The sequence below is a fragment of the Lentzea rhizosphaerae genome (genome assembly GCF_042649515.1).
Taxonomy (GTDB): Bacteria; Actinomycetota; Actinomycetes; order Mycobacteriales; family Pseudonocardiaceae; genus Lentzea; species Lentzea aerocolonigenes.
The window spans coordinates 1-14,273 of the sequence record NZ_JBHRZI010000027.1 but is presented as its reverse complement, the minus strand read 5'-3'; the positions used below and the strand labels follow the sequence as shown (position 1 = coordinate 14,273).

The following is a 14,273-nucleotide window of genomic DNA, read 5'->3' as shown; positions in this document are numbered from 1 at the left end:
CGCTCTGATGGGAGCCCCGCATGTCGTCGTTCCTCTACCGGCTGGGCCGGACAGCGGCCCGTGCCCGCCTGCTGGTCGTGGCACTGTGGGTCGTGCTGCTCGCGGTCTGCGGGGGAGCGGCGTTGCTGGCGAGCCAGGGCACCGACGACACGTTCGCCATCCCGGGCTCGGAGTCGCAGGACGCGCTCGACCACCTCGGCCGGGTCTTCCCCGAGGTCAGCGGAACCTCGGCCCAGCTCGTACTGGTCGTGCCCGAGGGGCGGCAGGTCGACACGCCCGGCAACCGGGCCGCGGTCGCGGCAGCGGTCGAGCGCATCGGCTCGATCGGCCAGGTGGCCGCGGTGGTCGACCCGTTCGGGCAGAACGTCACGGGCGCGGTCTCGGGTGACGGACGCGCGGCGTTGATCGCGGTGCCGTTGAAGGTGCAGCTGGCCGACGTGGAACCGGCGACGAAGGCCGACCTGTCGGCCGTCGCCGGCGATCTGGCGAAGTCGGTGGGCGAGGGCGCGAAGGTCCACACCGGTGGCGACGCGTTCTCCAACCGGGTGCCGAAGCTCAGTCCCACCGAGGGCATCGGACTGCTCATCGCGCTGCTGGTGCTGGTGCTGATGTTCCGGTCGCTGGTCGCGGCCGTCATGCCGCTGGTGACCGCGATCCTCGGCGTGGGCGTGTCGATCGGCCTGGTGTACCTGGCCACCGTCTTCACCCCGATCTCGTCCACGGCGCCGATGCTCGCGGTGATGCTGGGGCTCGCGGTGGGCATCGACTACGCCCTGTTCCTGCTGTCCCGGCATCGCGACCAGCTCGCGGAGGGACTGGAGGTGGAGGAGTCCATCGCCCGCGCCACCGCCACCGCGGGGTCCGCGGTGATCTTCGCCGGTCTGACCGTCGTGATCGCCCTGCTCGGGCTGTCCGTGGCCGGAATCCCGTTCCTCACCACCATGGGGGTGGCGGCTGCTGTCGCGGTCGCGCTGGCCGTCGCGATCGCGGTCACGCTCGTGCCCGCCCTGATGTCCTTCGCGGGGCCGCGCTTGCGTCCACGCTCACCGAAGCCCCGCAAGCGCGCCAAACCGCAGGTGGCCCGGTGGTGGGTGCGCACGGCCACCAAGGCGCCGCTGGTGACGGTGATCGTGATCGTGATCGGACTCGCGCTGTGCGCGGTGCCGGCGCTCGAACTGCGGCTGGCGTTGCCGGACAACGGAACCGAGGAGGAAGGCAGCCCCGCCCGCGACACCTACGACGTCGTGGCGGAGCACTTCGGGCCCGGTTACAACGGTCCGCTCATCGTCACCGCCGACATCATCACCAGCACGGACCCCGTCGGGCTGGTGAACAGGCTCGCCGACGACATCCGCGGCCTTCCCGGTGTCGCGTCGGTGCCGCTGGCGACGCCGAACCCCAAGGGGGACACGGGAATCATCCAGGTCGTTCCCGCGACCGCACCCGACTCGCCGCAGACGGACGAGCTCGTCAACCGGTTGCGTGACCGCGAACAGCACTTCCTGGACGCCTTCGGAACGAAGACGGCGGTCACGGGCATCACCGCCGTGGGCATCGACGTCTCCGCCCAGCTCGGGAGTGCGTTGCTCCCGTTCGGAATCCTGGTGGTCGGGCTGTCGTTGGTGCTGCTGGCCATGGTGTTCAGGTCGATCTGGGTGCCGATCAAGGCGACCGCCGGATACCTGCTGTCGGTCGGCGCGGCGTTCGGCGCCACGTCGTTCGTGTTCCAGCAAGGACACTTCGCCGAACTGCTGCGCGTCACGCACACCGGCAGCGTCATCAGCTTCCTGCCCATCATCCTGATGGGTGTCCTTTTCGGACTCGCGATGGACTACGAGGTGTTCCTCGTCTCGCGCATCCGCGAGGACTACGTGCACCACGGCGATCCGCACCACGCGATCGAGACCGGTTTCGTGTCGGCGGCCCGCGTCGTCGTCGCGGCGGCGGTGATCATGTTCGCGGTGTTCGCCGCGTTCGTGCCCGAAGGCAGCTCCACCATCAAGCCCATCGCGTTCAGCCTCGCGGTCGGCGTGTTCGTCGACGCGTTCATCGTGCGCATGACCCTGGTCCCCGCCGTGCTCGCGCTGCTGGGCCACCGCGCGTGGGGCCTGCCGCCCAAGCTCGACCGGGCGTTGCCCGTGTTCGACGCTGAAGGCGACGGTCTGGTTCACGAGCTGCGGCTGGCGGACTGGCCGGGCACCGACGAAGCAATCAGTGCACGCGAGCTGAGCCTCGACGACGACCGCGGGCAACCGGTCTTCCGGGACGTGGACCTCCACCTGCCACACGGCGAAGTGCTCGTCCTGCACGGTGTGGGCGCGACCGGCAAGACCGCGCTGCTGTTCACCCTCGCCGGACGCGTCACCAAACACCGTGGTGATCTGAAGGTCCTGGGCCGTGTTCTGCCACAACACGCCCACGCGCTGCGCCGGGAGGTGGCCGTCATTCCCTGCCGTGCCAACACCAACCCCGTCGGTGAGGCCGCCGCCGCTCTCGCCGACGGTGTCGGCCTGGTGCTGCTCGACGACATCGACGTCGTCCTGCGCACCGATGCCCGGGCCGCACTGCGCGGCCTGCTCGCCCGGCGCACCGCGTCGTTCGTGGTCACCTGCCAGGACCCCGAGCGCATCGCCGACCTGCTGCCCTCCACCGCCCACGTGCGCGCCGTGCGCCCGCAGCCCGTCGAGGTCTTCTGATGCTCAAGCCGTTCGCCAACTCGGCCCGCGCCCTCGCTTCCGGCCCGCTGACGTGGAAGACCTGGACCGGGCTGATCCTCGTGCCGGTCGTGATCACGGGTCTGCTGGCCTGGGCGTTCGCCACGCCCGACCGCAACCACGGCACGGCCACCGCCGCCGTGGTCAACCTCGACGAACCCGTCACCGTGAACGGCCAGATCATCCCGCTGGGCCGGGAACTGGCCGGAAAACTGACCCACAGCACCGATTCGCCGTACAGGTGGGTGCTCACCGACTCCACCGACGGCGCGGACGGCCTCGCCGACGGCACCTACACCGCCGTGGTGACCATTCCGAAGGACTTCTCCGCGCGCGCCACCTCCACCGCCACGGCGAAACCGCTGGAGGCGACCAGGGCCGTGCTCAGCGTGCAGACGACGTCGTCCGCGGGCGTCATCGACCCCGAACTGTCCGAAGAGGTCGCCCGCACCACCCAGCAGTCTCTCGACCAGCAGGTCGTGGAAACCTACCTGGACAACGTCTACATCGCCTTCGGCACGATCCACGACCAGATCGGCAAGGCGGCCGACGGCGCCCGGCAGCTCGCCGACGGCACCGGCCAGCTCGTCCCCGGTGCCCGGCAGGTCGCCGACGGCTCGGCTCAGCTGAGCACCGCCGCCACCCAGCTCGCGGACGGGGCAGCTCAACTCGCGTCCGGCACCGCTCAGCTCGCCACCGGCTCGTCGCAGCTGGCCGCAGGCCTCACGCAGGCACAACGCGACACCGCGCAACTCCCCGCGCTGACCAGGCAGCTCGCCGACGGCGCGAACCAGGTCGCCCAGGGCAACGAACAACTCGCCGCCACCGTCGTGCCGCTCGCCAACCGGATCATCGCCGCGATCGACGCCCTGCCCTCCGCCGCGGCCAGTGCCGCCGAGTTCCAGCGGCTGGCCGGCCAGTGCGCCGGCACACCGGAGTTCTGTCGCGACCTGTCAGCGGCCGCCGACAGGTTCACCGCGGACGCCGGACGCATCGACGGCGCCAAGGCCACCGTCCGCGACGCCGCCGTGCGAGCGCGCGACTCCGTGCAGGCACTCGCTTCCGGCGCCCGTCAGGTGGCGAACGGCAACGCCACCCTCGCCGCCCGTTCCGCAGAGCTCGCCACCGGCATCGCCGACGCCGCCACCGGCGCGCGGAGGCTCGACGCGGGAGTCCGTCAGGCCAACACCGGCGCGCAGCAGCTGTCCACCGGCGCGGGACAACTCGCGACGGGAGCCACCCAGCTCGCCACCGGAGCCGGGCAGCTCGCCGACGGCGTGAACAAGGTCGACGAGGGTGCACGACAGCTCGCGACGGAGCTCGACAAGGGCCGCAACCAGGTGCCGTCCTACACCGATGCCGAACGCGCCCACCTCAAAACCGTTGCGGCCGACCCCACCACCGCCACGGTCGAGAGCACCTCTGCGGGCAACCTCGGCATCCCCTTGTTCGCCGCACTGGCGTTGTGGGCACTGGCCCTCGCCACCTACCTGGTCACCCAGGCCGTGCCGGGAGCCGTGCTGACCGCCCGCGAACCGACGTGGCGCATCATCGTCCGCGCCGCCGTGCCCGGTGCCACCGCCGCCGCACTGGCAGCGCTGGCCATCACCGCCGTGGCCGTACCCGCCCTGCACCTGAACTTCGCCCGCACCCTCGGCTTCCTGGCGGTCGCACTGCTCGCGGCCTGCGCGTTCGTCGCGCTGAACCAGGCGATCACCGCCCTCTTCGGCCGAGGCGGCCGGCTGGCAGCCCTCGCCGTGCTCGTGCTCACCGCCGCCACCGGCATCGTGTCCACCCTGCCCGGACCACTTCACGCGCTCGCGGACTACCTGCCGACCCGTGGAGCGGTGATCGCTCTGCGGGCTGTGGCGACCGGAGGGCCGGGCCTGACCACGGGAGTGGCGCACCTGTGCGCCTGGCTGCTCATCGGCGGCCTGGCCACCGTGCTGATCACCGACCGCCGCCGCTACCTGTCCACCCGGCGGCTTCGCCTGCGCGCCGACCACCTGGCCGTCGCCGCCGCGTGACGCCTTCCTCGAGCTGTGAAGGCCCTTAACGGGGTGCTAGAGCTCCCGTCGCTGTGCATCGTTGTCACGCAGCCGCACTTGCCGACTCGCGCTGGTCCTCGGACCGCAGCCGGCCCCCCTTCGAATACGACCACAACATCCGCCGGTACCACTGGGCCGGATACGTCATCCCTGCCGTTCTGGTCGCGTCGTCGATCGCCGGAGCTGCAGTCGTCAGTGTGGGAACAACGACGCCAGGACCAGGCATCTCCGGTCAGGGCTTGAGCCAGCGGTCGAACCAGGCACGGGTGCGATGCAGGACGTCGAGTTGGTGGTTGCGTTCCTGGATCGAGTGGCCCTCTCTGGGGTAGATCACGAATTCGTGCTCGGCGCCGAAGTGGCGCAGTGCCCGGTGGAAGTACACGGCTTGGCCGAGGGGGACGTTGGTGTCCTCGGCGCCGTGCAGGATGAGCACCGGGGTGCGGACACGGCTGGCAAAGGAGACCGGGCTGACCGCGTCGTGCGGGTGTGGGCCGATCCCTTCCCACCCGATGCTGCCGCTGAGCGCGCCGTCGAGCTGGCCGTGCTCCCCGGTCGCGGCGAGCATCCCCCAGTCGGTGATACCCGCGTCGACCAGCGCGGCGCGAAACCGGTTGGTCTGCCCGATCGCCCAGGCGGCCATGAATCCGCCGTGGCTGCCGCCGGCGATGCCCAGTCGGTCGGGGTCGGCGATGCCCTCGGCGATGAGCAGGTCGATGCCGGTCAGGATGTCGGTCCATTCCTCCCGGCCGACCCTGCCCGCGACGCTGGCCGCGAACTCGTGGCCGTGGCCCTGGCCGCCGCGCGGGTTGGGCAGGAACACCGCGTATCCGGCGGTGGCCAGCCACTGTGGCCGTGCACTGTGGAACGAGAACAACTGGAGGCGATCGGCGTACCGGTCGTCGGGGCCTCCGTGCACGATCGTGACGAGCGGGAAAGGGCCGTCCGAAGCGGATTTCCCGGCCGGCAGTACGAGCAGACCGTCCAGATCGAGGCCGTCGGCGGCTCGATAGGCCAGCGGTCGCTGGGTACCGAATGCGATGTCGTCCAGTTCGGGGCGGGTGTCCGTGATCTTCCGCAGCGGCCCGGTCGGTGGCCCGACATGAACGTTCGTGGGTTGGTAACGGGTGCCGGTCAGTGCCGCGACTGTCTTGCCTGCTGGGGTGGTGGTGAGGGCGTCGAGGTGGCCGGGGTGCTGCGACAGTGGTGTGGGACCGTCGACGTCGAGCCGGGCCAGGGTCGTGTTCAGGCCGTTGGCGAAGACCACCAGCGGGGCGGCGTCGGTCTGGCACAGTTCGGTGGGGCACATCGGCAGGTCGGCGGTGCGGTTGCGGCGGACGCGGCTGCCCATAGCCAGGTCGAACACGGCTGTGCCGGCGTGGAGGACCGGTGGGGTGAGGGCGACGTAACCGAGGTGCCAACCGTCTTCAGCCGGCCACCAGGCCAGGGAGTGTGCGTCGACCTCGACCGGTCCAAGGTCTTCCGCAGTCCCCGTGGCGGGGTCGAACAGGTGCAGCTGGCCGGTGCGGGGGCCGTAGTCCTTGTCGGCGCTGGCCTGGGTGAGCACGGCGAGCGGGCCACCGTCGGGTCGTTGCCGCAGTTCCACGACGTGCCGGCCGTCGAACACGTTCGGGGTGGTGACGTGGCCGGTGCGCAGGTCGAGCAGGCGCAACCGGGCACGCGGTTCGTGCTCACCGACGACGATGGCGTCATCACGGTCCTGGGCGCGACGCGTGTCCTGTTCGGTGGGCTCGTCCTCGGCGAGCAGCGCGATCAGGTGGGGATCGGCGAGCGGCAGGTGGTCGACGATGCCGGCGCGCCAGTTGGTCACCGCGATCACCACGCCGTCGGCGGGGCTGAGCCGGTGCAGTTGCGGAGTACCCCGCTCGGCGCGGTCGGACAGGAAGTACAGCGTGCGCGAGTCCGCGGACCAGCGGGGCAGGGACTCCGTCGCGGTGTCGGCGGTCACCCGGCTCCACACACCGTCGCCGTTGATGTCGGCCAGCCAGAGTGCGGTGTCGAGGTGGTCACTGATTCGGCTGATGGGGGCGAGGACGTAGCAGAGCAGATGCCCGTTCGGAGCGAGAACCGGTGTCTGCGGGACGCGACCCTCGACCACGAGTTCAGCGGTCAAGCCTGTCATGTGATCAGTGTGCCAACGTCAACAGCACACCACGTGGACGAGTCACTGCGCTCGGAAGTACTACGACCTCGGCGACGGCTACTGCACCCACGACTTCTTCGCCAAATGCCCGCACCGGCTCGCCTGCGCCCGCTGCCCGTTCTACCTCCGCAAAGAATCCAGCAACGGGCGCCTGCTCGAAGTCGAAGACGGCGTCGACCAGATGCTCGAACGCCTCATCCTCACCAGCGAAGAACGCGCCGCCCTCGAAGGCGACCGCGACGCGCTGACCGCGTTGGCCGAGCGACTGGCCAAGATCCCCACGCCCGCAGGCCCCTCGCCGGAGCAACTCGGCGTCGACCGCCCATTCATTGCCCTGCCCACAGTCGCGGACAGCATCGCCGGAGGTTCACCATGAGTTGGTCCAGTGGCCGGCCCCGACTGGCACCTCACACGACTCCGGTGTTCCGGGCCGACCTCGGAGTTTCTTCGCCGGTCAGGACATCACGCCAACGACTTCCGCATCACCGTGCAGACGGTCTCATAGCGGCGAACAACACCGTCCGGTCCTTCCGCATCCCAGGCATCCGGCTTCCGGTCGTAACCCACGTAGCCCAACCGTTCATACAGTGCGCGGGCGCGACGATTGCTCTCCTCGACGCGCAACTCTGCGCGGTGCAGTCCGCGATCGAGAATGCGCTGCTCAGCTGCTTGAACCAGGAGAGTTCCGACGCCGCAAGACTGCAGAGCAGGGTGCACAGCGAGCTGCCACAAAGTTCCAGCGCCCGGATTCACCTGGTAGTCGACTCCGCCGATCGCCACGGGCATGTCCGACGGCGGACACACCGCCAGGTAGTCCACCATCCCGGCCTGAGCGCGCTCCAGTTCCCGGGCGACCTGCGTCAGATGCAGAGCCGAACCAGACCACGAGCACCACTGCAGATCTTCCTGACTCAGATCACGCACCGACAGCTTCACGACTACCTCGGCCACCCGACGCACCTCCTGCTGATCAGCCTGACCACCACCGCGACCACCGGCAACGGAATTTCCCACGAGATGCAGCTTGTCTCCGGGTCGATTCGTGTCCTGCGACCAACCGATCGTTACCGGATGTCCGCAATAACTTGCCCGTTCCACGGCGACGCGGGCTGGCGATGGATCCGTGACCACGACCCTGATGTTGGGGCGCAAGCAGTGGAGTTCGACAAAGCCATCCGCCATGACTATCCACACGCGACCGACCAAGGCCAGCCGTTGCGCGGACAGTACTTTCTTCACCGCTCCTGCAGACCACTGAACGAAGTCGATCTCGAACCGCGCATCAGTTCGCGGCGCTCTTGTCAGTCTGCGAGCGGCGAGTCAAGCAGCTTCGGGTTCGCCGGTCAACGAGACCTCGCGTGGAACGGTCACGCCGTAGAGCTCGTTCGGCGTGCATCGCAGAGCGGTGCACAAGGCCTGCAAGGGTTCGGTCTTCACCTGGGTCGGCTCGTTGTTCATCAGCGCGTACACCGACGGCGCGGACAAGGTGAAGTTGGCACGCTGAGCCAGTAGCTCTCGCAGGTCTTTGCCTGTCGCCGCCGTTGATCTAACTCGGCCGCGGGAAGGTAGCTGTCTGTCCGCGAAATGGCCAACGGCCCCCGCCGGTGGCCCCTTCGGCTCTGTTCGCGCGTATGACGAGGGCCAAGAGTGGTGGTGGCCGGGGGGCGCTGACAGGGCGCACCTCACAATCCAGACTGGGGATCGACGTGTACAAGGTGGCATGGAGTTCCTTACCCGCGCTCTGCGGTGCCGTGATCATGGCTGCGAGCGGTGTGGCGCCGGTGGTCGCCCGTGCCCAGCCGGACGCGGCGGCTGGGCGGTTCACGATGATCGAGCTCGAGGTGCCTGACGGTACGACCAGCAGCCAGGCATCCGGGGTCAACGATGTCGGCATGGTCGTGGGCACAGTCCAGTCCGCCAACGGATACCAGCAAGCCGCCATGTGGGACCGCGACGGGCGGTTCGCCACGTTGAAGGTCCCTTCGGGGTTCTCGAGCTCCGCGATCGACATCACCGACACCGGTGTGATCACAGGCATGGCGTGGAACGAAGTCGTGCAGCACTCGGTCCGGTGGAACCGCTACGGAGTCATGACGGTCCTGCGGCCGTTGGTGCAGGACGGCGGCACCGGCGTCGGGCCGGTCAACCACCACGGCGTCGTGGCTGGGTTCGCCCGCGCCGCCGACGGCCTGTCCGACGCGGTGCGCTGGGACCAGCATGGACGACCCACCGACCTGGGTACGCTGCCTGGTGGGCAATCGAGTGTCGCCAACAGCATCAACGACCACGGTGTCGTCGCGGGCATCGCGACCACGCCGGACGGCTTCGGCCGCGCCGTCACCTGGGACCGCGACGGCGGCATCACGGAACTGCCCACGCTCGGCGGCTCCACCGGACTGGGGCAGTGGATCAACGACCACGGAGTGGTCGCGGGAGGCGCCAGCACCGCTGGAGCGGACGAAATGCACCCCGCGCGGTGGGATCGCACCGGTCGGGTGACAGCTCTGCAACTCCCGTCGTACGGCCATTTCGGTATCGCCTACGCGGTGAACAACAGCAACACCGCGGTGGGCGTGACCGACGGCCGCGCCGCCCGGTGGGACAACAACGGCAGGGTCCAGCTGCTGCAGGGAGGCATGGGTGGAATCGCGTTCAGGATCAACGACCGGGGCGTGGCCATCGGCCGCACCGATGAGACGAGTTCCCACGCCGTGTCCTGGGACCGCAACGGCATGATGACCGACCTCGGGATGCTCCCCGGAGACGAGTGGAGCACCGTCCGCACGATCAATGACCGCGGCGACATCGCGGGATACTCCATCGGTTCAACCACCAGGGCGGTGCTGTGGCAGGCACGGACCGGTTAATCATCAGGCGTCTCACCCTGCCCATCACTCGCCCCACCGCGCGGTTCCAGAACCTGCCCTGTGGGCCGTGGCCTGCGGTGATCGCGGCTTGGACTACCGTAGTCACCCGATGCTCGGTTGCCCGGTCGCAGTCGTAGCACCAACGACTCGCTCTTGTTGCGGGAGCTGCGGAGACATCAGTGGTCTATTCCTGCCGAAGGAGTCCGACTGGCCGTGTAGACCCCGTTTGTGTACAGATTTGTGTCCCGCAGGCCGATGCGGGCAGTTGTTGGTGTGCGCGAAAAACCGAACGGCCCCTCATCTGTGCTTGGGTTCTAGGAGTCGTCGCAACATCCCAGTTCAGGGGATGCGATGGACTTCGAGATCCGGGACCGGTCGATCAACCAGGGCCGCCGTCGTCTGACCCGCGAGCGTGAGGCCTATCTTGCGCTCGTGAGCAGTCGGGAAGCGTGCAAGATCGTCGGGATCAACGTCCGGACCGGCAAACGCTGGCGCAACGGCAGTAACCCGACAAGTGGCAGAGCAGGGGCGCCGCCGATCACCTCGGCGGCGCCTTCTGTTGTGCGGGGCCGGTTTCTGGCGTCGTCGATGCCCACGGCAGCGCGGTAGGAGACGGCACGTTCGGAGTGCAAGGAGTCCCAGCACCTGAGGACGGCGTCGACGAGTTGGTCTGCGCCTTCGACGTCGAGGTAGGTGTCCTGCTGGCCGGCGAAGCTGGCGTCGGGAAGGTCCTCGGCGGTGGTGCTGGAGCGCACCGCCACCTTGCCGCCACCGAGCTGCTCGTAGGCGTCGATCAGTTCGGATTCCAGCAGGTGCCGCGACCGGTAGGCCTCGACGGTCAGGCAGAACCCGTCCGGGACCCGCTCACCCGCCTTGGTCATCTCGCCCAGTCGGGCGGCCTTGCTGCCGACCAGGTCGAGCAGGGAAGAGTCGATCTCCGACAGGCGGATCAGGTTCATGTCCGAGTCCTCCTCGCGGGTCAGGTCAGTTCCACTACCCGTTCGACCTCGGAGGCGTGAGCACAGCAAGTACGTAGGACCTCGCTCATCGACGCCGAAGTCTCAGATCACTGGTGGCCCGCGTCGGCCCTGGGAATGGCCCCACGGTCGGCGGTGGGTGTACGCAGCAGATGGACTGCCACGACGATGGTCCAGCTGAATCCGGCGAGCAGGGAGAGGTGTTCGAGCAAGCCCGCAGGAGCGGGGCGCCAGATGTCCATGGTGTCGAGGCGGTAGGCGATACCGGCGGCGAAGGCGAAGATGATGACGAGGGCGCCGGACAAGCGGGAGTAGATCGCCCAGTTGCGGCTGGTCTGCCCCAGCCGTCGAGCCAGGATGAAGGCCGCCGCGCTGAGCCCGGCGAACAGCGCCAAGCCCGCTACCTGGTGGACAGCCCCGCCGGCGGTGACTCCGGTGGCCTGTTGCCCAGGCGGATAGCCGAGCGCGGGGTCGGTGGGCACGAGCCCGGCGAGGACGAGCCCGGCTGCCGCAGCCGCCAGCATGAGCGGGCCCCAGGTGGCGCCAGGGCCCGACTTCAACGTGCGGCGTAGTCCGAGTGCGAAGGCGGCCAGCAGCAGGCCCCCGAGGACGAAGTTGGCGGTCTGGAGCCAGGCGTGGTCGCCCGTGCCGAGTTGGCTGGCGCCGTGGTGCCACAGGCTGTAGCCGGTGCGGGTCGCGCCGTCGGCCCACAGGATCACCTCCAGGAGCGCGCCTGCGGCGATGCCGCTGGCCAGCAGCGCTCGTGAGCCGGATTGGGGGCTGGTCACCGGAACGGCCTCCTGTTCTTCGCGACAGCGAGCATCGCGCGCCGACCAGACTTCCCGGCTCTCCTGTTGGTACCTCCCACGAACCCGTGGCGGTACAGTTATTTTAGCTTATTCTGAAACTTCTGTAAGAAGGTGTTCGGGCGGCTGGACGTGAGCCGTTTGGTGGACCTCCCAGGCGGCGGCGAGAACAGGGCCACGGGTGAACATCAGCGCCAGGTGTCTGCCGCGGCCGCCGACGAGGACCTCGCCGGTGCGGAACTCCGGTGGGATTTCATGGGCGACCGGGGAGGTGGTGACCACGGTCATGGCGTGGTCGCGCGAGTCGGTGGACCCGCCGTCGACCGGACCGAGGCCCGGCCCGTTCCGGTGGAAGCGGATGCGGTGAATCCGGTTGCCATCGGTCTCGGCCTGGCCCCGGCGCCAGCCGTGGAGGCGGACAGCGCGGACGCGGCGGCCCCACCTGACGAGGCCGATCACCCCTGGCGGCAGCAGCGTCGCCGACAGCACGAAAGCAACCACGGTCAGGAGATTGGGCAGGAACGGAGCGTTGGACACTCCCGGGGCTGCGATGCGCTCCGGGTCGTCGCGGTCGTAGAACACGGTGATCGGGTCGCCCGCCTCCAGCGCCGGGCTGCTGTCGTCGAGGTTCATCGAGCGGGTCCGCTCCACGCCCGCGACGGTGAAGCGCACGTCGATCGTGCCCGCCGCACCACGCAGGCCCGGATGCACGCCGACCACGACGCCCGGAGTGGGCTCGCCGGTCGCGAGCAGCGCGTCGGCCCTGTCCACCAACAGGTTCGCGCCCACGACGAATCCGGCGAACAGCAGCAGGCCGATCAAGGCCATCGCGCGGCCACGACGACGCAGGCGCCGCACCGCCACCGTGGCCACCGGCTCCGGCACGGAGTAGCTGCCGGGCCGCGTCAGATCATCCATGCCGCGCACGCACACCGTGCGAAGCCGCAACCGGCGCACGTCCTCGACCCCGGCTTCACGCATCTCCGCCCCACCTCCGTTCCTGGCGAAACTCATCACCCCCGCGACGGGTTTCGCAGCACCTCGCCGCCAAGCCTGGTGATGACTTCGGCCACTCGGGCCGGTGCGAGGGTGTTCGCGGCGTGGCCCTGGCGGTGCAACCGCACGCGTTCGGTGTTCGGCATGGCGTGTTCCAACGCGTCCAGCCGTTCGCCCAGGTGCGCCGGGCTGCGTTCGCCGCCGAGCAGCACCACGGGCACGTCTATCCGCGCGTACGCATCCAGCCGGAGGCCCACCTCGTCGATGGCCGCACAGTCGTCGAGCTGGTGCCGTGCGAGCCGCCGCAACCGGGGAATCAGCGGGATGGATGCCCCCGACATCCAGGCGACCCACGCCGGAGTTCGTACGATGTCGCGCAGGAAAATCGCCATCGCCTTGCCGGGGTGTCCGGCAGTGATGGCGGCTTGCGCTCGCCTCAAGGCTTCTCCGCCGAGGAGTGGTCCGATCACGCAGGGCGGTTCGTACAGCACCGCGCCGGCGAACGCCTCGGGCAACGACACCAGTGCCTCGAGCGCGAGCACCGCACCGGAGGAGTGCCCGACGATGAGCATCGGTTCGTCGATCAGCCGCACCAGGGTGCGGACGTGCTCGACTTCGGCGGCCATCGTGCACGCTTCGCCGGTCTTGAGATCCAGCCGGTACTGCCGGCGGTGCAGTCGCAGCACTCTGAACCGCGACCTGAGCCGCGCGGCGACACGTGCCCACGACGCACCGTCGTCCATGCCACCGTGCAGTAACAGGATCACCGGACCTCGTCCTTCGTCGTACGCATGCACGCTGCTGCCGTCGGGCGCCGTCGTAGTGATCATCGGGGGACCTCCGGATAGTTCGTAGTCGCGCTCGTTCCTGTCCGCGCCCCATGCGTCAAGCGGGTGCTGCCGACGCGATCGCGATCTGCGAGCTGTCGATCATCGGAATCGTGCGCGGAACGAGCACCACGACACACCTCGCCCCAAGAGACCAGCGGCATGAATGCCTTGCAAGACAAGAGAAAGAAGAGCAACTCGGTATCCGGGTGCTGGTGAGGCCGGACGAACGCACGGATCAGCGTTCGGCCGGGTGTCCCGTCTTGCCGGACTGGGCGGGGGAGAACGCGGAGGATGATGGCAGCCGGGGCATGGCACCTCGAGTCGTGTAGCCGCCGCCACCGTGTTGTGACGAACGGGCCGACCAGGCTTCCCGGCGCTCCACCCGTCAAGATGCCGTAAAAACACGTCGGAGGCAAACCTCAGGTGACGTGGAGGCACAGGTTGAGCTGGCAGCCGACGCGCAAAGACGGCGTAAAGATCGCGTCGGAGCGGGGTCTGTCCAGGTATTGATGAGACGTGGCGCGCTGAGGAGCCGCGTGTCATCGCTCGGTCTCGCCGGGTGCGTCCTGGACCCCTGCGTGGTGGAGCTTGGTGACGTCGCTGTTGTTCCGTACCGGGTTTGATGGAGACCATCAAGCCTGGATGATGAGGACTGATGGCCCCACCGAAGAAGTACCCAGACGAGCTGCGTGAGCGGGCGACCCGGATGGCCGTGGAAGCGCGCCGGGACCCGGCGTCCGCGACCGGGGCGATCAAGCGGATCGCCGAGCAGCTCGGGATCCATCCCGAGGCGTTGCGGACCTGGGTCAAGCGTGCGGAGACCGACGCCGGGGACCGGCCGGGTACCACCACCGGTGATGCGGAGCGGCTCGCG

11 protein-coding genes and 2 pseudogenes are annotated in these 14,273 nt (G+C 69.0%); 6 read left to right on the top strand and 7 right to left on the bottom strand.

Features of this window, described 5'->3' with window-relative positions:
- Nucleotides 1-20: 20 nt before the first annotated feature.
- Both ACFOWZ_RS29990 and ACFOWZ_RS29985 read left to right on the top strand, forming a co-directional pair.
- Nucleotides 21-2,696: an MMPL family transporter gene (locus tag ACFOWZ_RS29990; protein WP_382377262.1), complete on the top strand. Its 2,676-nt coding sequence runs from the start codon at nt 21-23 to the stop codon at nt 2,694-2,696.
- Nucleotides 2,696-4,741, top strand: coding sequence for a YhgE/Pip family protein (locus tag ACFOWZ_RS29985; protein ID WP_382377261.1), 2,046 nt, complete (start codon nt 2,696-2,698; stop codon nt 4,739-4,741). Before ACFOWZ_RS29990 ends, ACFOWZ_RS29985 begins: the two co-directional genes overlap by 1 nt.
- Nucleotides 4,742-4,994: 253 nt before the next feature.
- Here ACFOWZ_RS29985 and ACFOWZ_RS29980 read toward each other — a convergent pair whose 3' ends face one another.
- Nucleotides 4,995-6,902: a S9 family peptidase gene (locus tag ACFOWZ_RS29980; RefSeq protein ID WP_382377260.1), complete on the bottom strand. Its 1,908-nt coding sequence runs from the start codon at nt 6,900-6,902 to the stop codon at nt 4,995-4,997.
- Nucleotides 6,903-6,909: 7 nt separating this feature from the next.
- Between ACFOWZ_RS29980 and ACFOWZ_RS29975 the strand changes: the two genes are divergently transcribed.
- Entirely contained in the window at nt 6,910-7,299 is a 390-nt protein-coding gene (locus ACFOWZ_RS29975) for a hypothetical protein (RefSeq protein ID WP_382377259.1), read from the top strand.
- A gap of 86 nt (nt 7,300-7,385) precedes the next feature.
- Here the strand turns inward: ACFOWZ_RS29975 and ACFOWZ_RS29970 are convergent, their stop codons facing one another.
- Both ACFOWZ_RS29970 and ACFOWZ_RS29965 read right to left on the bottom strand, forming a co-directional pair.
- Nucleotides 7,386-8,162 carry a GNAT family N-acetyltransferase gene (locus ACFOWZ_RS29970; protein WP_382377258.1) on the bottom strand — a complete coding sequence of 259 codons (777 nt, stop codon included), beginning with the start codon at nt 8,160-8,162 and terminating at the stop codon, nt 7,386-7,388.
- An 81-nt stretch (nt 8,163-8,243) separates the two neighbouring features.
- Nucleotides 8,244-8,360 (bottom strand): hypothetical protein, encoded by a 117-nt coding sequence (locus tag ACFOWZ_RS29965; protein ID WP_382377630.1) that lies wholly within the window; start codon nt 8,358-8,360, stop codon nt 8,244-8,246.
- A 320-nt stretch (nt 8,361-8,680) separates the two neighbouring features.
- Between ACFOWZ_RS29965 and ACFOWZ_RS29960 the strand changes: the two genes are divergently transcribed.
- Together ACFOWZ_RS29960 and ACFOWZ_RS48035 are read left to right on the top strand one after the other, a co-directional pair.
- Nucleotides 8,681-9,790: a hypothetical protein gene (locus tag ACFOWZ_RS29960; RefSeq protein WP_382377257.1), complete on the top strand. Its 1,110-nt coding sequence runs from the start codon at nt 8,681-8,683 to the stop codon at nt 9,788-9,790.
- A gap of 351 nt (nt 9,791-10,141) precedes the next feature.
- Nucleotides 10,142-10,369, top strand: a pseudogene (locus ACFOWZ_RS48035) (IS30 family transposase); the annotation flags it as partial.
- Nucleotides 10,370-10,428: 59 nt separating this feature from the next.
- Here ACFOWZ_RS48035 and ACFOWZ_RS48030 read toward each other — a convergent pair.
- From ACFOWZ_RS48030 to ACFOWZ_RS29940, 4 genes and pseudogenes are all read right to left on the bottom strand, one after another.
- Nucleotides 10,429-10,671 (bottom strand): annotated as a pseudogene (locus ACFOWZ_RS48030) (PEP/pyruvate-binding domain-containing protein); the annotation flags it as partial.
- Nucleotides 10,672-10,856: 185 nt separating this feature from the next.
- Complete coding sequence (locus ACFOWZ_RS29950; RefSeq protein WP_382377255.1) at nt 10,857-11,555, bottom strand: DUF998 domain-containing protein; 699 nt, start codon at nt 11,553-11,555, stop codon at nt 10,857-10,859.
- Nucleotides 11,556-11,663: 108 nt separating this feature from the next.
- Nucleotides 11,664-12,554, bottom strand: a complete 891-nt coding sequence (locus tag ACFOWZ_RS29945; protein WP_382377254.1) for a DUF3592 domain-containing protein — start codon at nt 12,552-12,554, stop codon at nt 11,664-11,666.
- Between the two features lie 32 nt (nt 12,555-12,586).
- On the bottom strand, nt 12,587-13,336 hold the full coding sequence (locus ACFOWZ_RS29940) for an alpha/beta fold hydrolase (RefSeq protein WP_382377253.1): 750 nt from the start codon (nt 13,334-13,336) through the stop codon (nt 12,587-12,589).
- A 718-nt stretch (nt 13,337-14,054) separates the two neighbouring features.
- Between ACFOWZ_RS29940 and ACFOWZ_RS29935 the strand changes: the two genes are divergently transcribed.
- Nucleotides 14,055-14,273, top strand: a 219-nt coding sequence (locus ACFOWZ_RS29935; RefSeq protein WP_382377252.1) for a transposase, incomplete at its 3' end; no start/stop codon positions are given.

Coding starts and splice junctions, on each gene's coding strand:
- ACFOWZ_RS29985 (WP_382377261.1), top strand. CDS start 2,696: ATGCTCAAGCCGTTCGCCAACTCGGCCCGCGCCCTCGCTTCCGGCCCG.
- ACFOWZ_RS29960 (WP_382377257.1), top strand. CDS start 8,681: ATGGCTGCGAGCGGTGTGGCGCCGGTGGTCGCCCGTGCCCAGCCGGAC.
- ACFOWZ_RS29990 (WP_382377262.1), top strand. CDS start 21: ATGTCGTCGTTCCTCTACCGGCTGGGCCGGACAGCGGCCCGTGCCCGC.
- ACFOWZ_RS29945 (WP_382377254.1), bottom strand. CDS start 12,554: ATGCGTGAAGCCGGGGTCGAGGACGTGCGCCGGTTGCGGCTTCGCACG.
- ACFOWZ_RS29980 (WP_382377260.1), bottom strand. CDS start 6,902: ATGACAGGCTTGACCGCTGAACTCGTGGTCGAGGGTCGCGTCCCGCAG.